Annotated in this window: 22 protein-coding genes; 4 read left to right on the top strand and 18 right to left on the bottom strand. The window is 55.2% G+C overall.

Annotated features, from left to right (window positions below; genetic code table 11):
- Positions 1-29: 29 nt before the first annotated feature.
- From OGY62_RS20490 to OGY62_RS20450, 9 genes are all read right to left on the bottom strand, one after another.
- Entirely contained in the window at positions 30-1,097 is a 1,068-nt protein-coding gene (locus OGY62_RS20490; RefSeq protein ID WP_286460473.1) for a carbon-phosphorus lyase complex subunit, read from the bottom strand.
- On the bottom strand, positions 1,097-1,681 hold the full coding sequence (phnH, locus tag OGY62_RS20485; protein ID WP_012134542.1) for a phosphonate C-P lyase system protein PhnH: 585 nt from the start codon (positions 1,679-1,681) through the stop codon (positions 1,097-1,099). Before phnH ends, OGY62_RS20490 begins: the two co-directional genes overlap by 1 nt.
- A complete protein-coding gene (gene phnG, locus OGY62_RS20480; RefSeq protein ID WP_286460472.1) occupies positions 1,678-2,130 on the bottom strand; it encodes a phosphonate C-P lyase system protein PhnG in 453 nt (150 codons plus the stop codon). Before phnG ends, phnH begins: the two co-directional genes overlap by 4 nt.
- 4 nt (positions 2,131-2,134) lie before the next feature.
- Positions 2,135-2,860, bottom strand: a complete 726-nt coding sequence (phnF, locus tag OGY62_RS20475; protein WP_024130818.1) for a phosphonate metabolism transcriptional regulator PhnF — start codon at positions 2,858-2,860, stop codon at positions 2,135-2,137.
- A 20-nt stretch (positions 2,861-2,880) separates the two neighbouring features.
- Entirely contained in the window at positions 2,881-3,660 is a 780-nt protein-coding gene (gene phnE / locus OGY62_RS20470; RefSeq protein ID WP_012134539.1) for a phosphonate ABC transporter, permease protein PhnE, read from the bottom strand.
- 104 nt (positions 3,661-3,764) lie between these two features.
- On the bottom strand, positions 3,765-4,781 hold the full coding sequence (gene phnD / locus OGY62_RS20465) for a phosphonate ABC transporter substrate-binding protein (RefSeq protein ID WP_024130817.1): 1,017 nt from the start codon (positions 4,779-4,781) through the stop codon (positions 3,765-3,767).
- 23 nt (positions 4,782-4,804) lie between these two features.
- Positions 4,805-5,593, bottom strand: coding sequence for a phosphonate ABC transporter ATP-binding protein (phnC, locus tag OGY62_RS20460; protein ID WP_012134537.1), 789 nt, complete (start codon positions 5,591-5,593; stop codon positions 4,805-4,807).
- 132 nt (positions 5,594-5,725) lie between these two features.
- Positions 5,726-6,172, bottom strand: coding sequence for a VOC family metalloprotein YjdN (gene yjdN / locus OGY62_RS20455; RefSeq protein ID WP_104867883.1), 447 nt, complete (start codon positions 6,170-6,172; stop codon positions 5,726-5,728).
- Positions 6,173-6,292: 120 nt separating this feature from the next.
- The gene (locus OGY62_RS20450) at positions 6,293-6,628 is read right to left on the bottom strand and encodes a zinc ribbon domain-containing protein YjdM (protein WP_003031835.1); all 336 of its coding nucleotides are present in this window, start codon (positions 6,626-6,628) and stop codon (positions 6,293-6,295) included.
- A 431-nt stretch (positions 6,629-7,059) separates the two neighbouring features.
- Between OGY62_RS20450 and crfC the strand changes: the two genes are divergently transcribed.
- Entirely contained in the window at positions 7,060-9,414 is a 2,355-nt protein-coding gene (crfC, locus tag OGY62_RS20445) for a clamp-binding protein CrfC (RefSeq protein ID WP_199976369.1), read from the top strand.
- Positions 9,411-10,304 carry a diguanylate cyclase regulator RdcB family protein gene (locus OGY62_RS20440; protein WP_071257261.1) on the top strand — a complete coding sequence of 298 codons (894 nt, stop codon included), beginning with the start codon at positions 9,411-9,413 and terminating at the stop codon, positions 10,302-10,304. Before crfC ends, OGY62_RS20440 begins: the two co-directional genes overlap by 4 nt.
- Positions 10,305-10,321: 17 nt before the next feature.
- Here the strand turns inward: OGY62_RS20440 and kdgT are convergent, their stop codons facing one another.
- Entirely contained in the window at positions 10,322-11,320 is a 999-nt protein-coding gene (gene kdgT, locus OGY62_RS20435) for a 2-keto-3-deoxygluconate transporter (protein ID WP_012134529.1), read from the bottom strand.
- A gap of 708 nt (positions 11,321-12,028) precedes the next feature.
- Between kdgT and proP the strand changes: the two genes are divergently transcribed.
- Complete coding sequence (proP, locus tag OGY62_RS20430; protein WP_047459579.1) at positions 12,029-13,531, top strand: glycine betaine/L-proline transporter ProP; 1,503 nt, start codon at positions 12,029-12,031, stop codon at positions 13,529-13,531.
- 178 nt (positions 13,532-13,709) lie between these two features.
- Positions 13,710-13,799 (top strand): LpxT activity modulator PmrR, encoded by a 90-nt coding sequence (gene pmrR / locus OGY62_RS20425; protein ID WP_052194426.1) that lies wholly within the window; start codon positions 13,710-13,712, stop codon positions 13,797-13,799.
- Here the strand turns inward: pmrR and pmrB are convergent.
- From pmrB to OGY62_RS20385, 8 genes are all read right to left on the bottom strand, one after another.
- The gene (pmrB, locus tag OGY62_RS20420) at positions 13,793-14,878 is read right to left on the bottom strand and encodes a two-component system sensor histidine kinase PmrB (protein ID WP_219936233.1); all 1,086 of its coding nucleotides are present in this window, start codon (positions 14,876-14,878) and stop codon (positions 13,793-13,795) included. The two genes, pmrR and pmrB, sit on opposite strands and share 7 nt — an antisense overlap.
- Positions 14,879-15,547 (bottom strand): two-component system response regulator PmrA, encoded by a 669-nt coding sequence (pmrA, locus tag OGY62_RS20415; RefSeq protein ID WP_012134524.1) that lies wholly within the window; start codon positions 15,545-15,547, stop codon positions 14,879-14,881. It lies immediately after the preceding gene.
- Positions 15,544-17,187, bottom strand: a complete 1,644-nt coding sequence (gene eptA / locus OGY62_RS20410; protein WP_047459576.1) for a phosphoethanolamine transferase EptA — start codon at positions 17,185-17,187, stop codon at positions 15,544-15,546. Before eptA ends, pmrA begins: the two co-directional genes overlap by 4 nt.
- A 197-nt stretch (positions 17,188-17,384) precedes the next feature.
- Positions 17,385-19,031 (bottom strand): class I fumarate hydratase FumA, encoded by a 1,647-nt coding sequence (gene fumA, locus OGY62_RS20405; RefSeq protein ID WP_012134521.1) that lies wholly within the window; start codon positions 19,029-19,031, stop codon positions 17,385-17,387.
- Between the two features lie 86 nt (positions 19,032-19,117).
- The gene (dcuB, locus tag OGY62_RS20400) at positions 19,118-20,458 is read right to left on the bottom strand and encodes an anaerobic C4-dicarboxylate transporter DcuB (protein ID WP_012134520.1); all 1,341 of its coding nucleotides are present in this window, start codon (positions 20,456-20,458) and stop codon (positions 19,118-19,120) included.
- A gap of 597 nt (positions 20,459-21,055) precedes the next feature.
- Positions 21,056-21,775: a two-component system response regulator DcuR gene (gene dcuR, locus OGY62_RS20395; RefSeq protein WP_012134518.1), complete on the bottom strand. Its 720-nt coding sequence runs from the start codon at positions 21,773-21,775 to the stop codon at positions 21,056-21,058.
- Positions 21,772-23,403: a sensor histidine kinase gene (locus tag OGY62_RS20390; protein ID WP_047459570.1), complete on the bottom strand. Its 1,632-nt coding sequence runs from the start codon at positions 23,401-23,403 to the stop codon at positions 21,772-21,774. Before OGY62_RS20390 ends, dcuR begins: the two co-directional genes overlap by 4 nt.
- 109 nt (positions 23,404-23,512) lie before the next feature.
- The gene (locus OGY62_RS20385; protein WP_049011927.1) at positions 23,513-24,466 is read right to left on the bottom strand and encodes a nickel/cobalt transporter; all 954 of its coding nucleotides are present in this window, start codon (positions 24,464-24,466) and stop codon (positions 23,513-23,515) included.
- Positions 24,467-24,506: the final 40 nt, after the last annotated feature.

The raw sequence follows: 24,506 nt of genomic DNA, 5'->3' as shown, positions 1-24,506 counted from the left end.
CGAGATAAGCAAAGTTGTAGCCGGAGAGGTTAGTCGTCACGGGCGGCCTCCTGTTGCAGGTGTTTGAGCAGTTCCAGTTCAGCCTGGAAATCGACGTAGTGGGGGAGTTTGAGGTGCGAAACAAAACCCGCCGCCTCGACGTTATCCGCATGCGCCAGCACGAACTCTTCGTCCTGCGCCGGTCCCGTGACCGTTTCATCGTATTCGGGTGCCTGTAGGGCTCTTTCCACCAGCGCCATCGCCATTGCTTTACGTTCGCTCATGCCGAACACCAGTCCGTAGCCGCGGGTAAAGTGCGGCGTGTCGTTTTCCGGTGCGACAAAGCCGTTGACCATTTCGCATTCCGTCATCAGCAGTTCGCCGACGTTCACGGCAAATCCCAGCTCCTCCGGCACCGTTTCCAGCCCGACGTAGCCGCTGCGGATCTCACCGGCAAACGGGTGGTTGCGCCCGTAGCCGCGTTGCGTGGAATACGCCAGCGCCAGCAGATACCCTTCGTCGCCGCGCATCAGCTGTTGCAGGCGTGAGGAGCGCGAACAAGGGTAAACCGGCGGCGTGCGGGTGATGTCGTCCGGTACGGCGCCGCTGTCTTCTTCACGCTTCGCCAGCCCCTGGTTCGCCAGCAGAGAAAAAACGTGCGGCGCGGCGTCCTGCATGGCGTCAGCGGTACGCAGCGGCGGCGTTTCGCCGTTCGCCAGCAGGGTAAAATCGAGCAGGCGATGGGTGTAATCGTAGGTCGGCCCCAGCAACTGCCCGCCGGGAATATCCTTGTAGACGGCGGAAATACGGCGCTCTAAACGCATCTCTGCGGTGTTCAGCGGCTCACTGACCGCCAGCTTTGCCAGCGTAGTGCGGTACGCGCGCAGCAGGAAGATGGCTTCGATGTTATCGCCGCTGGCCTGTTTTAAGGCGAGCGCGGCCAGTTCGCGGTCGGCGATGCCTCCTTCGGTCATCACGCGATCCACGGCCAGGTTCAACTGTTGCTCGATTTGCGCCACGCTCAGTTCGGCGAGGGTGTCGTCGCCCCGGCGTCGGTTTTCCTGCAACGCGTGGGCGTTGGCTATCGCCTTTTCGCCCCCTTTGACGGCTACGTACATCAGCACACCTCCACATGGGTGGTTCGCGGAATCGCCAGCAGTCGCTCGCCGCAGGTGAGGATGAGATCGACCCCCAGCGGGAACGGGTGCGGGCGCTCAGTCAGTTCATGGATGAGGCACTCCGGCAACTGCGGGGCAATCATGCGTTCTTCGGCGATACCCGCCCCGGTCAGGCGCAGCATACGTCCACCGCTCAGGCTGGCGACCTGGACGATCAGGGTGGCGCTGGTTTCCGGCGCGACGGCGCTTCCGGCGGAAAGGGCGTTTAGCTGCTCGCTGCTGATGCGTTCATCGGCGACGGCAAAGGCGGCCTGCTGCGGCTGTTCAACCAGCGGCGCGCTGGTGTGAAAGCGCAGGTTCTGACTGGCAATGTCGTTGTTGATGGACGGCGCGAGCCATACCGGCGTGTCGCCGTCGACCAGAGTGAGCAATACGCTGGTGGTGGCCAGATTCAGCGGCTGCCAGCCGTGTTTCAGTTGATGCAGGGCGACAATCACCCCCGGCTCGCTCATCGCCTTCAGCAGGCGACGAAAACTCTGTTGCGCGTCCTGAACGGGCAGGGTAAAGGCGGTTTGTAGGGTCATGCGTTATCTCCGCGTACCAGCGTAAAGAAGTCGACCCGGCTGGCGTTTACTTCGGCGCGGCGAGCGGTAATGTGTGCGTCGCGTTCCGCCTCCAGCGGGGCAATTAAGGTTTCCATTAAGGTCTGGAAGTGAGTGTGCTCCTGCAACAGCGCGTCGATGACGGCGCACTGCTCGGCGTGGTGTTTGTTGCGCCCCAGCAGGTAGCTGTAGCCCAGCGTGCCGTTCTTAAGACGCACCACCGCACGGGTCAGCGTGGTATCTCCGGCGAAAAAGCGGTTGCCGGTGCCGCCCATGCGGGCCTGAATCTGCATCAGCCCGGTTTCCGGGGCGCGAATCAGTTCATATTCCGGCGTGAGTTTCAGCGCCTGCATTTTCACGTTAAGCGCGTCGGCGTTGCTGTAAGCCAGCGCGCGCATCCAGCGCTGGCGAGTGGCGGTATCGAAGTGCATTCCGTCAGTGCTCCATAGTGAATTCGATCATGTCGGCGCGGGTCAGGCTGACGGAGTACTCCGTCGCGTTTTCCTCGCCGTCACGGTGGTTCAGCGTGCGCACGCACAGCAGCGGCGCCATGTTGGGAATTTCCAGCACCTTGCTCTCTTTGGCCTGCGCACGGCGGGCGCTGATGCGCGTCTGGGTGCGCTGTAACGCCAGACCGCACTGCTCGCGCAGGTAGTCATGCAGCGAACCGTGGTTAAAGCCCTGCAACAGCGGCCAGAGGGCGAGGTCGGAAAAGTAATGGTCGATCAGGCACAGGGCGATGCCATTTACCCGGCGCAGGGTGCGCAGGTGGATGACGTTATCGCCCTCTTTGACGCTCAGCGCATCGGCGATGTGGCTGGATGCCGGGCGCAGCACCGCCAGCAGTTTTTCGCTGGTGGGATGACTGCCTTGTTCCAGCAGATTCTGGCTAAAGCGCGCCTGGGCATTGAGCGGGTAATCGAACGGGCGCATCAGCACCAGTACGCCGACGCCCTGGCGACGCTGCACCCAACCGCGCTCCACGAGCTGGTCGATGGCGCGGCGCAGCGTGTGGCGGTTCACCTCATAGCGGGCGGCAAGCTGATGTTCCGCCGGAAGGTAATCGCCGCAGCGGTAATGCTGGCGAAGCTCCTGCTCAAGTCTCGCGGCAATCTCCTGATAGCGCGTTGGGTAACTGGTCGGATGTGTAGACAAGTGCATAGCCATCAATGCCTCGCTAATCAGATAAAGTGCTTACGCAAACGCTGGGAGAGGAAATCCAGCAGGCTGACGGTAATGATGATTAACACCATCAGGGCGCAGGTCTGCGGGAACTGAAAGCCGCGAATCGCTTCCCACAGCGTGACGCCGATGCCGCCTGCGCCCACCATGCCGACCACCGTGGCGGAGCGGACGTTGGACTCAAAACGGTACAGCGAGTAGGAGATGAGCAGCGGCATAACCTGCGGCAGCACGCCGTAGAGGATCTCTTCAATTTTGTTGGCGCCGGTGGCGCGAATGCCTTCAACCGGGCCGGGTTCAATGGCTTCCACCGCTTCAGAAAGCAGCTTGGAGAGCACGCCGGTGGTGTGGATAAACAGCGCCATGACCCCGGCAAACGGCCCGAGACCAACGGCGACCACGAACAGCATGGCGAAAACCATTTCGTTAATCGCGCGGCAGGCGTCCATCAGGCGACGCATCGGCTGGTAAATCCACCACGGCACGAGGTTATCGGCGCACATCAGGCCGCAGGGAATCGACAGAATGACCGCCAGCGCAGTGCCCCAGACGGCGATTTGCAGGGTGACGGCCATTTCGCCCAGATAGTGCTGCCACTGGCTGAAGTCCGGCGGGAAGAAGTCGGCGGCGAAGGTCGCCATGTTGCCGGAATCCTGAATTAGCGTGAGCGGGGCCATTTCGGCGCCCTTCCACGAAACGACCAGGACGGCGAGAAGGATGGCCCAGCTCAGGAGCGAGAACCAGCTACGCTTTGGCGGGGCGACGGTGATGCTTTGCATGTTTAGCTCCGTGCGTCGTTTATTGCCGGATGGCGGCGCAAGCGCCTTATCTGGCCTACAGAACATCGTAGGCCCGGTAAGCGAAGCGCCACCGGGTATCAGGTTTACTGCACCGCTTTGGTGACGCTGGTCATCGCGCCCAGCGCGGCGGTCAGGCGGTCGAGATCGTCCAGCTGCGCTTTAATCGCGGAGGTTTTGCTGGTTTTTTCGCTCTCGTTCAGCCCTTTGTTGTCCTTCACACCCTGCATTTCTTTAAACAGCGCCAGCTGGCGAATCGGCACCAGTTGCAGGTCGCTGGAGGGGCGGAATGGCGCCCAGCCCAGGCGTTCCAGCACGGTTTTCTCTTCCGCTGTTTTGCCGTAATTCATAAAGAAGTCGTACACCTTGTCCTTGGTGGTTTCGGAGAGATTTTTACGCCAGACGATCGGATCGCCCGGGATCAGCGGCGACTTCCAGACAACCTTCAGTGCTTTCAGCTTGTCCGGCGCGGAGGTTTTCAGTTTGTCGAGGTTTTCGGTGTTATTGGTTGCGACATCCACCTGCTTGTTGGCGACGGCCAGCGCGTTGGTTTCGTGGCTGGCGTTAACGGTGCGTTTGAAGTCGCTGGCGGAGATGCCGTTTTTGGCGAAGACGTAATAACCGGGGACGAGGAAGCCAGAGGTGGAGTTCGGATCGCCATTGCCGAAGGTGAGATCTTTACGTTTGGCGATCAGATCGTCCAGGTTATTGATCGGGCTGTCTTTGTTGACGATCAACACGCTCCAGTAGCCCGGCGATCCATCTGCGGCGACGGTCTGGGCAAATACCTGACCGTTAGCGCGATCCACGGCTTCCATCGCCGAGAGGTTGCCGTACCAGGCGATATCCACTTTGTTGAAGCGCATTCCCTGAATGATGCCCGCATAGTCAGGCGCGAAAAAGGCGTTCACTTTGACGCCCAGTTTCTTTTCCATGTCCTTCAGGAACGGGTCCCACTGCGGCTTCAGGTTTTGCTGTGATTCGGTCGAAATAATGCCAAAGTTCAGTGCTTTTTCCTGTTCTTCCGCATGTGCCGGGCTTAACAAGGTGCTGATGCTGAACATGCTGGTGAACGCCAGCGCGGCAACGGCTTTGTAGCTCATTTCCATTCCTCATTGTGGGGATGTTAAGCAGCCTGCGCGTTCTGTTCGACGCGGTTCATGCTGCGGTAGAGATGGTCAAAACGATCGTTATCAAAGTGCTGGCTGCTGCCGTCATAGAACACATGCCCCTGACGCAGCGCCACAATGCGTTCGCAGTAGCGCAGGGCGTAATCCACCTGATGCAGCGTGACGACCACGGTGATGCCGTCGGTCTGGTTAATGTCGCGCAGGGTGTCCATCACAATGCGCGCCGACTCCGGGTCCAGCGAGGCGATCGGCTCATCGGCGAGGATCACTTTCGCCTGCTGCATCAATGCCCTGGCGATGGCGACGCGCTGCTGCTGTCCGCCGGAAAGCGTCGATACGCGCTGATGCGCGAAGTGCGCCATCCCGACGCGGGTCAGCGCCTGTAACGCGCGCTGCTTCTGCGCCTGGGTGAACCAGCTAAAACAGGTACGCCAGAACGGCGTGCTGCCGAGCGCGCCAATCAGCACGTTCTCCAGTACGGTCAGACGGTTCACGAGGTTGAACTGCTGGAAGATGTAGCCGGTGTGAGCGCGGCTTTTGCGGATGTCCCGCGCCAGTTTGCCCTCACGCTGTACCGTGCGGCCCAGTAGCTCGACATGGCAGCCCGGCGCTTTATCGCCGGTAATCAAACCGCTTAAGTGACGTAAAAGGGTGGATTTGCCGGAACCGGAAGGCCCAAGCAGAGCCACCATCTCACCGGAAGAGATGTTCAGATCAACCGCATGCAGCGCCTGATGCTGATTGAACGTTTTGGAGAGTTTCTCGACGCGAATAACCGTTTGCATGATGCGGCCTCCCTAAAAAAGTGGCCCCATCGTGGCGGATTAATGTGACGTTTTAGTTAAGGGATGGTTACTTGACGATGAAGAATTGAAGGGGCTTCGATGACAGCACGGGAGGGCGCGCCTCCCGTCGGTTTACTCTGTCGGCTGCGGCTGTTTCACCACATTGATCATCCACGGTACGCCATATTGATCGGTCACTTTCCCGAAACCGTGCGCCCAGAAGGTTTCCTGCCAGTCCATTTCGATTTGTCCCTGTGCGGCCAGGTTATCAAACCAGCGTTTCCCTTCGGCGACATCCTGCGTGTCGAGCACCAGCGTAAAGCCGGAGTAACTCGCGTTCCCCGACGCGACGGCGTCGCTCATCATGATGTCGCTGCCTGCAATGCGCACGTTGGCGTGGGCGATGGAGGTATCAGGGAATTGTATGCCTGACGGGCAACCGTCTTCGCTGCCCTGCTCTGGCGGGGGCATTTCACCGAAGGTGATTTTATAGAGGAGTTCCGCGCCTAACGTTTTGTGGTAGTACGCGATAGCGTCGGCACAGTGACCGGCAAAAGAGATGTAGGGACTTAACGGCATAATCGTGACCTCAGGTAAGAGAAGCCAGTTAAGTGTAGTTATCGTAGGCCCGGTAAGCGAAGCGCCACCGGGCAATAAATGCCGGATGGCGGCGTAAACGCCTTACCGGGCCTGGAAAAATCAGTTCTTTTTCACGAACTCAGATTTCAGCTTCATCGGGCCAAAGCCATCGATCTTGCAATCAATGTTGTGGTCGCCTTCAACCAGACGGATGTTCTTCACTTTGGTGCCAATTTTCAGCATGGAAGAACTGCCTTTTACTTTCAGATCTTTAACAACGGTCACGCTGTCGCCGTCTGCCAGCAGGTTGCCGTTGGCATCTTTTACGATCAGCTCGTCGCTGTCCTGCGCCGGTTCTGCGTCGTTCCATTCATGGGCGCATTCCGGGCAGATGAACATGCCGTTATCTTCGTAGGTATATTCGGAGTTGCATTGTGGGCAATGGGGTAATGACATGTCGATTTCCTCAAAAAAGTCAGCAGGGGCAAAAGCGCCCAAAAAATGGCAGATTGCCGAAAAAGGCCGCAATTATACACAAAATCCTTAACGTTGTCGGGACTACTCGCAATTTAAGGATACGACAACCTGTGGCTGAAGGTTGCCGCCAGGGTAAGAAAAATGTCATGACTATTTTTTTAAGGGAAATTGCTACGTTTTACTATTTAAGATAAGGTGAGAGGAACGACCAGACGCGTTATAAATCTTTATCCCTCTTACTTTTACACGGTAAGAGAGACAGGTGTGGTTGATAAAAATATCTCTAATATTAACAATAAGTTATTTTAATAAAATTATTTCCACACGTAATTATAAAAGCCGAAAAGCAAACAAATAAAATCATCCGGCTAAATAAAAGTAATAAAGTTTGCGTTAAGGAAAGATTTTCCATGTACACACAGACAATATATGAATTAAGCCAGGAAGCGGAAAGATTGTTGCTGCTTTCTCTGGAACATCTCCGGTTATTGCAACAACTGCCTGTGGCTTCGCTGGATGGCGTCGCTCAGGAAGATGGGGAAGGGAATGAAAATACCCGGCCTCAGCCTGTTAGCGGGCGTGACGTGGAGGCTCAGCACGGCACGCTCAATAATGAGCTACGTAAAATAACGCGCCTGGAGATGGTGCTGGCGATTGTCGGGACGATGAAGGCTGGGAAGTCGACGACAATTAACGCCATTGTCGGAACCGAAGTCCTGCCCAACCGTAATCGGCCGATGACGGCGTTACCGACGCTGATTCGCCATACGCCAGGGCAGAAAGAGCCGGTGCTGCATTTTTCTCACGTCGCGCCGATTGATACGCTCATGCAAACGCTGCAACAGCGTATGCAGGCGTGCGATCGCCAGCATCTGACCCAGGTGCTGGAAATCGATAAAGACATGAATGCGCTGCTCCAGCGAATTGAAAAGGGCGTGGCTTTTGAGCGTCATTACCTGGGCGCGCAGCCCATCTTCCACTGTCTGAAAAGCCTGAACGATCTGGTGCGCTTGTCAAAAGCGCTGGGGGTCGATTTTCCTTTTGCGGCGTATGCCGCGATTGAACATATTCCGGTGATTGAGGTGGAGTTTGTGCATCTGGCGGGGCTGGAGAACTATCCGGGGCAACTGACGCTACTGGATACGCCCGGCCCTAATGAAGCCGGGCAGCCGCACCTGCAAAAGATGCTTAATGAACAGCTGGCGCGCGCTTCTGCCGTACTGGCGGTGATGGATTACACCCAACTGAAATCCATTTCGGATGAAGAGGTGCGCCAGGCCATTGCGGCGGTGGGGAAATCCGTGCCTCTGTACGCACTGGTGAATAAGTTCGATCAGAAAGACCGCAACAGCGACGATGAAGAACAGGTTCGCGCGCTGATTTCCGGCACGCTGATGAATGGCAGCATTACGCCCGGGCAAATTTTTCCGGTCTCTTCCATGTGGGGGTATCTGGCGAACCGTGCGCGTCACGAACTGCGGGTGCACGGGCGGTTGCCGGATCATCAGGAACAGCGCTGGGTGCAGGATTTTGCCGAGGCGGCGCTCGGCAGGCGCTGGCGGAGCGCAGATCTTGATGATATCGAACATATTCGTCATGCCGCCGATCTGCTGTGGGAAGATTCGCTATTTGAACAGCCCGTACAGCGGCTGATTCACGCCGCTTACGCCAACGCCTCACTGTATGCGCTCCGGTCGGCGTCGCATAAGTTATTGAATTACGCACAGCGCGCGCGTGAATATCTGGATTTTCGCTATCACGGGCTGACGGTGGCGCATGACGCGTTGCAGGTCAATATTTCCCGCGTCGAAGAAGATATGCGGCAGCTTCAGGTGAGCCAGGATCGCGTGAGCGATGAGGTCGGCCATGAAGTTGAACGGATGATGGAGGCGGCGAACACGTTCCTGAGCCAGCAGCAGGCCGATATTTTGCACCGTATCGCGCCGCTTTTTCGCGAAGAGAGCGTGGTGGCGTGGCTGCCGCGCGATCCGCTTTCCCCTGAGCAGGAGGCGGTGGTCGAGGGCGAAACGCTGGTGCTGCATAACGAAAGGCAGGCGCAGGTCGTTTTAAGCAAAATGCGTGCGTCATGCGAAGCGGTATTACTGGCGGCGCAGGAGAACATTAGCCGCGATCTGGCGCTGCGCTTCGAACAGCTCGAATCGACGCTAAGCCGGGTGTTAAATGACGCGATGCGGCCAATTGAGGCGCGGGTAAAAGACGATCTGAGCCAGGCGGGGTTCCGGGCGCGAATCAGCTTCCCGACGTTTCATGCCAGTATGTTTAACTTCAATACTCAACCGTTGTTTAGCGAGGCGGTCGCTCAGGAGAACCCGCCGGAAGGCGCCGCGCCTCGCGCGGGCGGCGTGCGCGACACCTTTGCGCGCTGGCTGAATCAACCGAACTGGGGATGGAATGATTATGTGGAAGCCAGGACACGCTATGTCATTGATATAACGGCATTGCATAACACTCTGATCCAGCATGTCAGCCATTTCTTCCAACAAATTCATAAAGCTTTAGATGCCCAGGTCGATGTTTCTGTTACGGCAGGTATGGCGACCTTTTTTGCCGATTTTTCGTTGTGTCTGTCGGGATTGCAGGAGAGCTTGCGCGAGAGTCTGGTGACGCGCCAGCAACATGAATCGGTTGTGAACAGACTGAGCCAACAGTTACAGCACAGTATCTCCGCCACCCGGTGGATTCATGAAGATTCCCGCCTGTTACGTGATGATATCCAGACCCTTTTTGCAGCCGAGCACTCATGACGAACGTGTTACTGGAAGGCCCGGGACGGATGCTGGAATGCATTCACCCGAAGTTTATGGTCGATCTGGTTCAGGGAGAAGAGCCGAAGCGACCTGGCGGCAACCTGCAACAGCAGCAGCGTTTTCGCGAACGCCTGACGCAAGAAATTCTGAGCCAGACGCAGCTTCGCGCCTGGGTCATGGCGGGCGTATTCAATGAGCATCTGATGATGCGTCTTAAGCTGGTGGAAAAACTGGCGGGGATGCTCGATCCCGGCCATCTGGCGCTAACGCGCATTTCCCGGCAATTGACCCTTCTGCAACAGACGGAAAGCCCCAGAGGGCAAGCTATTCCTGGCATCACGCAGCAGTTAGCGGCGCTGAGCGACGGGTTTGCCCGGCGCAGCGAACATAAAGAGAAGGCGCTGACCCGGCGTGGATTGACGGTGCAGGCGGGCGAACACAGCGAGCAGATTTTTACCCGCTGGCGCGCCGGAGCCTATGACGGCTGGTCATTGCCGGGGCGCTGTTTTGTCGCGCTGGAGGAGTTGCGCTGGGGGCCGTTTGGCGATGCCTGTCGGTTGGGCAATATGGAAGTGGTCGCGATGCTGAAAGATAATTTGCGCGCGATGGCTACCGATTATCTGGCGCACAGTATTCACGCCGCGCCCACCACGCGTCATTATTACCATCAGTGGCTTCATTCGCCCGCCGTGGTCGGCGCGGGGGAGCACAATGACATGTTGAGCTGGATTGGCGACTGGTGCGATCCCGATAAACATCCGGTGTGCTGGTCAGTGACCCAGCGCTGGCAGACGGTGGCGTTGGGGATGCCAAGGCTGTGTTCGGCACAGCGCCTGGTGGATGCGATGATTGAGGAGATTTTTGCGCCGTCCCCTCTCGTGGGCTGAGAGGGGACGTATGACGTTTAGTGATGGAGGGATTCCGTTGGGTTTGCCTCCGCATTGCCCGGCGCCGGGACGTTGCCGAAACGTTTTGCATACAGGGCGGTGATAATCGGAACCAGAATCGCCGTCACAATCACGCTGGCGGCGACCAGCGCCGTGGCGGACGCGGCGACGGGTTCAAACGCCGGGTTAATCTGCGCGATGATCACCGGGTTCGCTACCGCAGCGCCTGCCGCAGAGGAGGCCGCGACGCCCGCAGTGCCGTTACCGCCGCCAATGACGCGGTCTGCGATAATCAACGGGATACCGGTAATAATGATAACCGCGACACCCAGCAGGATGCCCAGCAGGCCGGTATCGACAATCACGCTCAGGTTAATGGTGTTACCCAGCGCAAAGCCGAAGAACGGGATCAGCACTGGTGTGGCTTTGCTGAAGAACGCGCGCAGGTCGTGGTCCAGATTGCCTAATGTGAAGCCAATCAGGAACGGCAGCACGGCGCCGACAAAGTGATGCGGTTCGAAGGAGGCGAGACCTGCGGAACCCAGAATCACCATCGTCATCAGCGGGCCAGATTCCAGAGACATCAGGACGAACGCGCCGGACTCTTCTTTGGTGCCGTACTGGTTCATCAGGCTGGCGTACAGGCCGCCGTTGGTCATGTCCATTGCGGAGACGATCGCCAGTACGGACAAACCGGCGAAGAAGCCGGTTTGAATACCGGTATCCGGGATAAACGAGGCGGCAATCATCGCGACCACCCACGCCACGGCTATTTTAGTAATAACCAGCGTACCCGATTTACGTAATACCGTCCCGGTAGCGCGCAAATCAATCGAGGCGCCAATACAGAAGAACCAGACGGCCAGAATCGGCACGGTGCCGCTGATCATGCCTTTTGTAAATGAACCAAAATAGGCGCCGGTATCCGGGGCCAGGGTATTTAAAATTGCGCCGAGCAGCAGAGGGATCAACATCATCCCGCCAGGGATGCGTTCAATCGTGGCTTTAATTTTCATAAAAGTCCTCACATCTTGTCGCGCGGAACTAACGGACAAGTCGATAAATATTATTTAATTTCAATTTGTTATTTCACAAAGAGAACGGCGGGAAACCCTCTTTCTCCCTGCGTGATACATAATCGAATGTGGCATACGTCTGTTTGTCACAATCCTCAGGGATGTTGCGTCGGGTGTTATCTTGCATTCAGTGGAATATTGATTCAATCAAAATAAAACACTGTTTTAGTTATCTTCATCACATATTTTGCGTAAAGGCCAGGGAACGCGATGATTATTAAAAATGCTGTAAATTGTTTGTGAAGAGTTATGGCGGATTTTTTGCTAGCAGCATAATAGTGACGGACGTGATATTTCGAAAAGAATAACGAAATCGCCTCCCATTTATTGTCAATAATGCGCTTTGCTGACAATGTAAAAATACAGATAAAAATGCCCTTATTTACGCTCGCTGACGAAACGGCAATATATGTGTGAAGTTGATCACAAATTTAAACACTGGTAGGGTAAAGAGGTCATTAACCGCCCAATCAGGCGTCAACAGGTTCGGTTGTACAGACCTTGACCAGTCAGTGTAAGTAAACCTGCTACGCTTGTTCTACGAGGAATTGTGCCCGCACGATTCCAACGCTCGACGGTGACGTTAGCGCTTTGTGCGCCAATGAATGCAGTATGTAGCGAGACAGGGCTTAGTCTACGAGGACAGCTATGCTGAAAAGGAAAAAAGTAAAACCGATTACGCTTCGCGATGTGACCATTATTGATGATGGTAAACTGCGTAAAGCGATTACCGCAGCCTCGCTGGGTAATGCGATGGAGTGGTTTGATTTTGGTGTTTATGGGTTTGTCGCCTACGCGTTAGGTAAAGTGTTTTTCCCGGGGGCTGACCCCAGCGTGCAGATGATTGCCGCACTCGCCACCTTCTCCGTTCCCTTCCTGATTCGACCGCTTGGCGGCTTATTCTTCGGTATGCTCGGCGATAAATATGGTCGCCAGAAGATTCTTGCCATCACGATTGTGATTATGTCGATCAGTACGTTCTGTATCGGGTTGATTCCCTCTTATGCCTCTATCGGCATCTGGGCGCCGATACTGTTGCTGTTGTGTAAGATGGCGCAGGGCTTCTCGGTCGGCGGCGAATATACCGGCGCGTCGATCTTTGTCGCCGAATACTCGCCAGACCGTAAACGCGGCTTTATGGGAAGCTGGCTGGACTTCGGCTCCATTGCGGGCTTCGTGCTGGGCGCGGGCGTGGTGGTGCTGATCTCCACCGTTGTCGGCGAGGAGAACTTCCTCGACTGGGGCTGGCGTATTCCGTTCTTCATCGCACTGCCGCTAGGGATCATTGGTCTTTATCTGCGCCATGCGCTGGAAGAGACCCCGGCCTTCCAGCAGCATGTGGATAAGCTGGAGCAGGGCGATCGTGAAGGTTTGCAGGAAGGGCCAAAAGTCTCCTTTAAAGAGATTGCAACCAAACACTGGCGCAGCCTGCTGGCGTGTATCGGCCTGGTGATTGCCACCAACGTGACCTACTACATGCTGCTCACCTATATGCCGAGCTACCTGTCGCATAACCTGCACTACTCGGAAGACCACGGCGTGCTGATTATTATCGCCATCATGATCGGGATGCTGTTTGTGCAGCCGGTGATGGGGCTGCTCAGTGACCGTTTCGGTCGTCGTCCGTTTGTTATTATGGGCAGTATCGCGCTGTTTGCGCTGGCTATTCCGGCCTTCATTCTGATCAACAGTAATATTATCGGCCTGATTTTTGCCGGTCTGCTGATGCTGGCGGTGATCCTGAACTGCTTTACCGGGGTGATGGCCTCTTCTCTGCCAGCGATGTTCCCGACGCACATCCGTTACAGCGCGCTGGCGGCGGCGTTTAATATCTCGGTGCTGATTGCGGGTCTGACGCCGACCCTGGCCGCCTGGCTGGTGGAAAGCTCGCAGAACCTGATGATGCCAGCCTATTACCTGATGGCGATTGCGGTCGTCGGTTTTATTACCGGTATTACCATGAAAGAGACCGCCAACCGTCCGCTGAAAGGGGCGACGCCAGCGGCCTCGGATATCCAGGAAGCGAAAGAAATCCTTGGCGAGCACTACGATAATATCGAGCAGAAAATCGAAGATATCGATCAGGAGATTGAGGAGTTGCAGGCTAAACGTTCGCGGTTAGTGCAGCAGCATCCGCGTATTGACGAGTAAGCTTTAGCGCACCGCCTGATGGCGCTACGCTTATCAGGCCTACAGACGGCGCAACACCTTTGCCTGATGGCGCTACGCTTATCAGGCCTACAGACTGCGTTTATCAGGCCGACAAATCTTAATGTTCGCTTAATCTTCGTCAGGCATACTCTCCTCCAGACCATCGGAGGAGAGTGTGATGAAAACGCGAATGTATGAAAGTCTGACAACCCTGTTCAGTATGCTGATTGTCAGCAGTTTCCTGTATGTCTGGGTTACGACTTACTGATCTCTTTTCAACAGCACCCACGCGCGGGTTCCCGTCGTTCCCACACGGTTTTGCAAAAAGAATTGCCCGTGGTGCAACTGCGTGATGCGGGAGACGATGCTCAACCCCAGCCCGATACCGCCATAGCGGCTGTCCATGCGGACAAACGCTTCACTTAACTCCCCGCATTTACTTTCATCAATTCCCGGCCCTTCGTCTTCGACGGCCATCATCGCGTCGCTTTCCGCATTATTGAGGATAATGGTGATGGTTGACCCTTTCGGACTGTAGCGGTGCGCATTTTCCACAAGATTACGCAACAGCATACGCAGTAGCGTGGCATCGCCGCGCACGGTGGCGTCTGCTGTGCTTTCCGGCAGTTGCAGCGTCTGCTGGCGTGTTTCCAGCATGGTGTTCAGTTCATCGTAAGAGGGCAGGATCACGTCATCCAGCAGCTTCACCGACTGGTAATTACCGGATGAGAACGACTGCCCCACGCGTGCTAATTGCAGCAGCTGCGAAACGCTGTCCATCATTTGATCAAGACGCGTAATCAACGGCGTGACGTTAACGTTGTGCGCTTTCGCCAGCAGTTCCAGATGCAGACGCACGCCCGCCAGCGGCGTGCGTAGCTCGTGGGCGACGTCGGCGGTGAACAGGCGTTCATTCTCCAGCGTCGTCGTCAGGCGAGTGACCAGCTGGTTAAGCGCCGAGACGACGGCTTCAATTTCAATCGTCGAGCTGTGAATATCGATGGGCGTCAGGTTATCGGCCGTGCGGGCTTCCAGCTCTTTTTGCAGGTCGGCAAGCGGGCGGGTGATGCGCCGGACGGCCTGATAGCAGATCAGCAGCGTCAGGCTGACCATAAACACGGCGGGAACGATCAGGCTGGCGACCGCTTCGCGAACCTCATGCCTGATGTGCCGATCGTTATTCCTGTCCTCCAGCAGCGCCTGCTCGAAAAGCTCAATCTGCTCGGTGCTCTCGTGCCATAGCCAGAAGGTGCTGATCAGTTGCAGCACCAGCAGGATAGAGCCAATGGTCAGCATCAGACGCTGACGAAGGGTCATCGGTCTGTGCAGAAAACGCGTAAGGTTCACTTAGTTTTCCTCAACGGCAACCAGCATATAACCAAACCCGCGCACCGTGCGGATACGTGATTTCCCCACTTTGTCGCGCAGGTTGTGAATATGCACTTCCAGGGTATTGGTTGACGGTTCGTTGTCCCAGTTATAGATGTCGTTATACAAGATTTCACGGTGTACCGGGCTGCCTGCTTTGAGCATCAGCCGCGACAGCAGCGCATACTCTTTGGGCGTTAAGATAAGCTCTTGCCCGGCCAGCCACACCTGACGACGCCCCAGATTCAGCATCAGATTGCCGACGGTCAATTCGCTTTCACCCTGATTGTGATGACGACGCAGCAGCGCGCGAATACGCGCATGTAACTCCTCCAGCGCAAACGGCTTCACCAGATAATCATCCGCCCCGACATCCAGCCCGGTGATGCGGTCGTTGAGCGTGTCGCGGGCGGTGAGGATCAATACCGGAAGGGTGTATTTTTTCTGTCTTATTCGCGTCAGAAAATGCAGACCGTCCTCATCAGGCAACCCAAGATCCAGCACGACCAGGCTGTAATGCCCTGTTTCCAGACAGTGTTCCGCCGCCCGGGCGGTAGAAACGCCGTCGCAGGCGTAACCCTCCGTTTGTGCAGCAAGAATCAGTCCCTGTAATAACAGCGTATCGTCTTCAACAATCAGAATTTTCATTCAGTTAGCCTCCTGCAAGGTTGCAGAATATCGTCTGCGGCCTGGTAGTTCCTGGTCTGTACGCCCGTTAATCCGAGCATGGTTGAGAAAAGGTTGTCCTGCGAGAAATCCTCCTGGGCTGCCCGCTTTTGCAAACATGTCAGGTCTGTCCGGTAACGTTTCTGATAATCCTCCGAGAGCCAGAGGAGCATCGGGATATGCTTTTGCGCATCCGGCGCAATGGCGTATGGCAGCCCATGCAAATAGACGCCATTTTCTCCTAAAGATTCACCGTGGTCGGAAAGATAGACCAGGCTGGTGGTGAATTTATCCTGATGCGCTTTTAATATATTGATTGCCTTATCAACAATATAGTCCACGTACAGCACGGTATTATCGTAAGTATTCACTAACTGTTGCTGCGAACAGGTCTGAATTTCATTGGTGTCACAGGTCGGGGTAAATTGCGCGAACTGCGGCGGATAACGGTGATAATAGGTCGGGCCGTGGCTGCCGATGGTGTGCAGCACAATGACGCCGTCGCCCTGGAGTTTATCGATGTATTCCTCCAGCCCGTGAAAGAGCACTTCGTCGTAACATTCGCCGTTAATGCACTGACCCGGCAATTTCAGCGCGGTCATATCCTGATGCGGCACGCGATCGCAGGCGCCTTTACAGCCGCCGTCGTTATCGTTCCACAGCACGCTAACTCCGGCTCGCTGAATGATGTCCAGCAACCCTTCCTGATGGTGCGACAGCCCTTCATTGTAGTGTTTACGCGGCATACCGGAAAACATGCAGGGAACCGAGATCGCCGTTGCGGTGCCGCAGGAGGTGGTGTGCGGGAAGTAGACCACATTATCCTGCGCCAGACGCGGGTTGGTTTGCCGTGAATAGCCAGACAGCGAGAAGTTATCCCCACGCGAGGTTTCGCCGACGATCAGGATGGTCAGATTATGCCGTTTTTCTTTCAGCATCGCGGGATTGCGATGCGCATCTTCGCCAATGCGTACCAAAGGCAGGTTGGCGAGTTGCTCATGTGAATACCACGACCAACTGGCGACCAGGCTATTCGACGGGCTGAGAGACTTGATCAGCTCTTTGTTATTGCGAAAAAGCGAGGCGTAATCTTTGTAGAAGCAGGCGGCGACCAGCACGATCAGCAGAAGCGAAGCCAGCACGTTGAGGGCGCGATACGCGCCGCTGCGTAATGTCAGAGAGGTCGGTTTGATTTTGATGCTACAGGCGATTACCGCCGCCAGAAGGCCGCTTAATCCCAGCGTAAGCGCCATTTGCGGCGTGACCAGCGCGAACGTTTCTGCCGGTGTGGTATCCATCATGTTGGCGATCATGGAGCGGTCCATGACGATGCCGTAGGTCATGATGAAGTATTGCGCGGCGGCGCCCGTCAGAATAAAGAGGCAGGCCAGCGGGCGGTTAAGCCACAGGAACGACGCCAGCGTCAGTACGATATTGATGACGCTAAACGCGACAAGCGGCATGGATAAAAACACCAGCACGTTGTGCATTGAATCCAGCGGCAGGGCTTGCATCACCTGCTTGTAGAAAGCGATGTTCAGACAGACGGCGATGTAGAATGAAAGGAGTAACAGCCAGGTAATGTGTCCGAGGGTCGGTCTTTTTAAAACGCGCTTCAGCATTATGGTATGTCCATCAACTAAGTGCGCCGATCCTCGCAAAGCAACATTAAGCCAACCTTAAGTTTTTAAGGTTGTGGGGCGACCTGCGATCGTCGCCACAGGACTGATAAACGTAGCGCCATCGGGGGGAAACGGCGTATCCGCCATGCTGTAAATAAAGGGAAAAACGGCCCGATGAGATAACCGGGCCGGGCAGGTTATTTCGCGCAGTTCGCGCACTGTTTGCTGACAATCTGCTGGAAGAAATCGTTGCCTTTGTCATCCACCAGGATAAACGCCGGGAAGTCTTCCACTTCGATTTTCCAGATTGCTTCCATCCCCAGTTCCGGGTACTCCACGCACTCCAGATGCTTGATACTCTGTTGCGCCAGCACCGCAGCCGGGCCGCCAATGCTGCCCAGATAGAAGCCGCCGTATTTGTGGCAGGCGTCGGTGACCTGCTGGCTACGGTTGCCTTTCGCCAGCATGATCATGCTGCCGCCGTGAGATTGCAGCAGGTCAACGTAGGAGTCCATGCGTCCTGCGGTGGTTGGCCCCAGGGAGCCGGACGGGTAGCCTGCTGGCGTTTTCGCCGGGCCTGCGTAGTAGATGGGGTGATCTTTAATGTACTGCGGCAGACCTTCGCCGGATTCGATGCGCTCTTTCAGCTTCGCATGGGCGATATCGCGACCGACGATGATGGTGCCGCTCAGCGACAGGCGGGTTGATACCGGGTACTGTGAAAGCTGGGCGAGGATCTCTTTCATCGGCCGGTTGAGGTCAACTTTCACCACTTCGCCTTCACCGGCCTGACGCAGGGATTCCGGGATGTACTGCGCGGGATTGTGCTCCAGTTTTTCGATCCAGATCCCTTCACGGTTGATTTTGGCTTTGATGTTGCGGTCAGCCGAGCAGGAGACGCCCATGCCGACCGGGCAGGACGCGCCGTGACGCGGCAGGCGGATTACCCGGATATCGTGCGCGAAGTATTTACCGCCAAACTGTGCGCCGAGGCCGAGCTTCTGCGCCTCTTCCAGCAGTTCCTGTTCCAGTTGAATATCGCGGAAGGCCTGGCCGTGTTCGTTACCTTCAGTCGGCAGACCGTCGTAATAATGCGCACTGGCCAGCTTCACGGTTTTCAGCGTGCTTTCCGCCGATGTCCCGCCAATCACAAACGCGATGTGGTACGGCGGGCAGGCTGCGGTGCCCAGGGTACGCATTTTCTCAACGAGGAAGTTTTTCAGCTTGCCGGGCGTCAGCAGCGCTTTGGTTTCCTGATACAGATAGGTTTTGTTCGCCGAGCCGCCGCCTTTTGCCACGCAGAGGAACTTGTATTCATCGCCATCAACCGTGTAGAGGTCGATTTGCGCGGGCAGGTTGGTGCCGGTGTTGACCTCTTTGTACATATCCAGCGCGGCGTTCTGCGAATAGCGCAGGTTGTCTTCGATATAGGTGTTGAACACGCCTTTGGAGAGCGCGGCTTCATCGCCGCCGCCCGTCCAGACGCGCTGGCCCTTTTTACCGACGATAATCGCCGTGCCGGTATCCTGGCAGGTCGGCAGAACGCCTTTAGCGGCGATTTCGGAGTTGCGTAAAAATTGCAGCGCGACGTACTTATCGTTTTCGCTGGCTTCGGGGTCATGGAGAATGGAGGCGACTTGTTGCTGGTGCTCCGGGCGGAGCATAAAGGAGGCATCGTGGAAGGCTTGCTGGGCCAGGAGCGTCAGGGCCTGTGGCTCAACCTTCAGTATCGACTCTCCTTCAAATTCGCCAACGCTAACGTGATCGGAGGTCAGGAGATAATACTCCGTTTTGTCTTCCCCCATCGGGAAAGGCGCCTGATATATAAATTCTTTATTCGACATATGCTTCCAGCCTTTTTAATTATCCTGAATTATTTGAATTGTATAGATGGCGTGCCGCGCGATAACGGGCGGCACGCAAGGTGCTGTTACAGGAACCCGTACATGGCGGCGAAGATCCAGCCAAATACACAGGAGACGCTTACGCCAATCAAACCGGGCAGAATAAAGCTGTGGTTAATGACGAAGCGACCAATGTGGGTGGTGCCGGAACGGTCGAACTGAATCGCGGCCAGATCGCTCGGGTAGGTCGGCAGAATGTAGTAGCCATAGCACGCTGGTGCTGACGCCACGATGTAAGCCGGGTCTACGCCGATAGCCAGTGCTAACGGAACGATCGCCGCCAGCGCCGCCGCCTGGGAGTTTACAAACTTGGAGACCAGCAGCAGAACAATCGCATAGGCCCACGGATACTCTTTCACCATTTCGCCCAGCACGCTTTCGATTTCAGTCATGTGCGCGCCGAACATGGTTTCCGCCATCCAGGCAATACCGTACACCGCCACAATCGCGATCATACCTGAACGGAAGACTTCATTTTTTGAGATAGAAGCAGGATTGGTTTTTGTCAGGATAATAATCAGCGCGCCGGTCAGCAGCATGAACATCTGAATGACCAGTACCATCGACAGCGGTTTGCCGCCGAAGACCGGACGCAGTTCAGAGAAGGCGCCTAACAGAGCGACAACGGCGATGGCCGACAGGAAGATCCACATGGCCAGCCAGTTGCTTTTCGGCAGTTTTTTATCCAGCAGCGTGGCGGTGTCGCCATACACGTAGTGGTAGTTTTCCGGGACGGAGATGAACTTCTGGAACTCTTCGTCTTTATCCAGATCTTTACCACGGAACCAGCTGAAAATACCGATAGCCAGGATACCCAGCAGGGTCGATGGAATGGTGATGGAAAGCAGGTCAAGGAACTCCAGATGCTTACCGTTAAAGGTGAAGTTACCCAGCATCGCGACCAGCGAAACGACCGCCACAGAAACCGGGCTGGCGATGATCCCCATCTGCGCGCCGATAGAACTGGCTGCCATAGGACGTTCCGGGCGAATATTGTTCTTAATCGCGACGTCGTAGATGATGGGCAGAATGGTGTACACCACATGGCCCGTACCGCACAGGATGGTCAGCGTGCAGGTTACAAACGGGGCGACGATGGAGACGTATTTGGGGTTGCGACGCAACAGCTTCTCGGCAATCTGCAACATCACATCCAGGCCGCCGGAGGCCTGTAGCGTGGCGGAGGCGGCGACCACGGCGATGATCACCAGCATCACGTCGACGGGCGGTTTACCCGGCTGGAGGTGGAAAACAAAGACCAGAATGACCAGACCGATACCGCCTAATAAACCCAGCGCGATACCGCCTTTTCTGGCGCCATAAAACAAACACACTAATATTATGATAAGTTGTATACTAAATAACATTTATCTACCCTCGCGATAAACCTGTTTAATTTTTGATAAATAGATCACAGTCATGTTCTGTTTTTTGTGAATTGTCCTCAGAGCCTGACGAATATTCGCTTTGTCTGTATTGATGATTAATCTCTAAACATGAAATAAGAATTTTTCAGTAAATCATGAGTCATTCTTGGCTTCTGTTTATGGCGTATTCAGAGAACGAAGCTCCCTGGCGATGGGCTGGTTAACAAAGAAGAGCAGGGCAGGTTGTGTGTTTTGTATTCTATGTCACTGAATTTCAGGAACATATCGTCTGCTCACAAAAATAGCGTTATTTTAATTTTTTTTATGTGTCCGGTGAATCCCAGACTACTCCTTTATAGTTAAAAATACACACTCTACGAGTCACATAATACTTAATTAACTTTTGTTACCGTTTTTGAAATTAAAAACAACGTGACGCTTCTGAATAATAAGCTGATGAATTAAAACATATTTGTGTTCATATTTGATCTGGCACAAATTCTCTATTTTTGAAGGTGTAACTTGTGCCTTTGTTATTTTTCATTATTGTAATAATTGTTACCTTTATATAACGCATAATGCGAAGCGGCTTCTTTTCTACTGGCAATATTGCTTAAGTAAAGAATAATGTTCGGCCTGAATACGATAACGGTAAACCGGTCTGCCGGTCACGCCATAATGGATGCTGGTAAACAGAATATGGCAATTGACCAGCCAGATAAGATATTTACGGCAGGAAACGCGGGAAATATTGACCTCATTCGCCAGCTCGTCAGTTGAAAATTCCTGGTCCTGGTGCGCATCGATCCACTGACACAGGGTGCGCAGCGTTTGCGGCGTCAGCCCTTTAGGCAGGCGTCGGGTATCCGGCTCATTGGATGCACTGCCGTGAATCAGCCGATCCAGCTCTGATTGTTCATAATACTGGTGCTTCTCCATCGCCGTTTTCTTTTGCAGCCAGCCGGTCAGCGCCTCTTCAAAGCGGGAAGCCTGAAACGGTTTGATCAAATAATCGACCACGCCGTAATGGAGCGAATCTTTGATGGTGGTGGCGTCGGCGGCGGAAGAGATAACGATGACGTCACATTTGCATCCGGCGCTGTGCAGGACGGGCAGCAGGTCCAGCCCGTTCTCCTTCTGCATGTAAATATCCAGTAAAATCAGATCAATATGGTTTTCGCCATCGAAGATAAACGCTTTTGCTTTCTCCAGCGTAGACGCGGTGCCGCAGCAGTGAAAGCCAGCGATCTGCGCAACATAGCGGCGGTTTAACTCTGCTACCATCGCATCGTCATCGACAATTAAAACATTGATCATATGCTGGTCCTCTCCCCGTCCCAGGGTATTTGAACAAAAAATTGTGTGAAGATCCCGGGTTCCGATTCGACGGTAATATTGCCGCCGATACTCTCAACTTGCTGTTTTACTATCGCCAGACCGACGCCACGCTCCGTTCCTTTTGACGAGACGCCTTTGTCAAAAATTTGCTCTATGCGTTCGGGGTCAATTCCCGGCCCGTCATCGTTGACTTCACAATGCAGCCAGCCATGCCGATAATGCAAGGATACGCTGATTTCACCGCCGGGTTGTTGACCTAGCGCCTCCAGCGCGTTTTCAATTAAATTGCCCAGAATGGTAATCAATACGGTGATTTGATCTTCATTACGGCTGTCCGGTAATCGACTTTCATTGCTAATCACCAGACTGTGCCCTAAATCGGAGGTGCGATTAATCTTACTGAGCAAAAAGCCTGCGATAACGGGCGACTTTATTTTCCCCAACAGTGAGCCGATCTCTTCCTGATAGTTATTAGCCGTCTTAATAATATAATCTTCAAGCTGCTTATAACTCTTCAGATGCAATAATCCCAGAATGACATGTAATTTGTTCATAAATTCGTGGGATCGTTCACGGAGTGCATCCGCGTAGTTGACCATTCCGTCCAGACGCTGCATGAGCTGGCGGACTTCTGTTTTGTCCCTGAACGTGGAGATCGCGCCGATGATTTTTCCATTGCTGCGTACCGGAACGGTGTTGATAAGCAGCAGACGATCTTTAACGGTAATCTCTTCATCCCGGCGCGGCGTACCGTCGCGGAGCACGTCGTTCAGATTCACTACCTGCGACCAGGCGTGGCTAAGCGAGGATAAGTGCGCGTCATCCTGCGATTTGCGGTAATCAAGAAGTTCCTGCGCCGCCTGGTTGATTAATGTCACCTCGCCGCTGTCGTCAACGGCGACTACCCCCTCTTTGATGGATTGCAGCATCGCCTGGCGCTGCTCAAACAGCGTGGAAATTTCATACGGCTCCAGGCCGAACAGGATGCGTTTGAGCACCTTCACCAGCACGTAAGTGCCCAGCAGCCCCACCAGCGCGCCGAACAGAATCGACCAGATGATGCTCCAGCGGCTGTTGTTGATCTGCTCCGTTACTCTGCTGAGCTCAAGGCCAATCGCCACGACGCCGATCTGCTGATGATTGTCGTCATAAATGGGCGTGAAAACCCGCAGCGCTTTGGCAAGAAAACCGCGATTGATGGCGACGTTTTCATGCCCCTGTAGCGCCAGCAGGATGTCGTCGCCTTTAAACGGCTGGCCGATTCGCTGCGCTTCCGGGTGCGAATAGCGAATGCTCTTCATATCGGTAATCACGATAAATAACATATCGTTGCGTTTGCGAACCGCCTCGGCGATCGCCTGAATGCCGCTCTCTGTCGGCTTTTGCTTCATACGCTGGCGAATTTCCGGGGAGTCCGCCAGCGTACGGGCGACCGCCAGCGCTTTGTCTGCCAGCGCGTCGCGCGTCATGTGGCTGATCTGTGAGAAATAAATCAGATGGACGACGAGCAGCACGGAGAACAACACGGCGCTGACCATCAATATCACGGTCGTGCCGAGTTTCATCTGGCGTTTTCGTCCAGCGCGGCGTTGCAGAGAATGTTTCATCGCGATCCTGAGATTACACATTGTGTGGGTATTATCCCTGATGGGACGGGTAATTCAAAGGAGGTAGGGAAAGACAGGGACATAAGCACGCTATCGCCCGGCAAACAGGTTAACACCCCGCCGCAATATAATCACCGTTCGCACTGATGGGGATCACCGTCAGAAACAGAATGAGGGCAAACAGTACCAGCGCCAGCCCGCCGATGATGCGGATAACCGGCCCCAGCCAGCGCAGGGGGGCATGGTTACCGGCAAACAGCGCCTGGGTCTGGTTGCGTGCGTAACGTACCGCCAGCGACAGCCCCATAATCGACAGCGCCGTGCCGAAGGACATGGTCATGACGGCGGCAATCCCCCAACTGACAATACCGAGCGCGTTGGAGAACAGTAAAATCATGATTGCCCCGCTACAGGGGCGGGCGCCTGTCGCCAGAATCACGCCGAGGCGTGTTTTCCAGTTGCCGTCGGTGAGTTCTGCGCCCACGCCGTGATGCCCGCAGCCACAGTGTTCGTCGTGGCTGTGCGGCTGGGAGAAACGCGAGAAAATGGGCTTTGGACGCAGGGTTTTTAACGCCTGGTAGATGATAAATAGCCCGAACGCGCCAATCAGGACGGCGCTGATTTTCTCGACGTACCAGCGGCTGGTGCTGAGATCGCCGGCGGCCAGGTTGAAGCCGACCGCCAGAATAAACACGAACAGTATGGCGCTGACGCCCTGCATCAGGCTGCCAATAAAGGGTACGACCCGCGCGGCAAGCAGGCTCTCTTTCGTCGTGCTCAGCCAGGTGGTGACGATAAATTTCCCATGCCCCGGCCCAATCGCATGCAGTACGCCATAGAAGAACGCGCCGGTCAGCAGCCATAGCCCGCCGGTGTACTGGTGGTTATTGAGTTGCAGCAAATACATGACCAGATAGCGGTGCAGGGTGATCTGGGCGGCGAGACACCACTGGATAAACGCTTCCCAATGGCTGTGCACGGTGAAACCTGCCCACAGCAGCGTCAACATCAGGAGTCCTGCCAGCGGTAAACGCAGGGAGGGAAGCTGTTTTGGTGCGATCATGATTCCGCCTGGTAATGAGTTTTGCGGAAAGTATAGCCTG

Source organism: Citrobacter sp. CK198, assembly GCF_030333295.1.
GTDB lineage: Bacteria > Pseudomonadota > Gammaproteobacteria > Enterobacterales > Enterobacteriaceae > Citrobacter_B > Citrobacter_B koseri.
The sequence above is the reverse complement of the archived record's forward strand: the minus strand, read 5'-3'. Positions and strand labels throughout refer to the sequence as shown.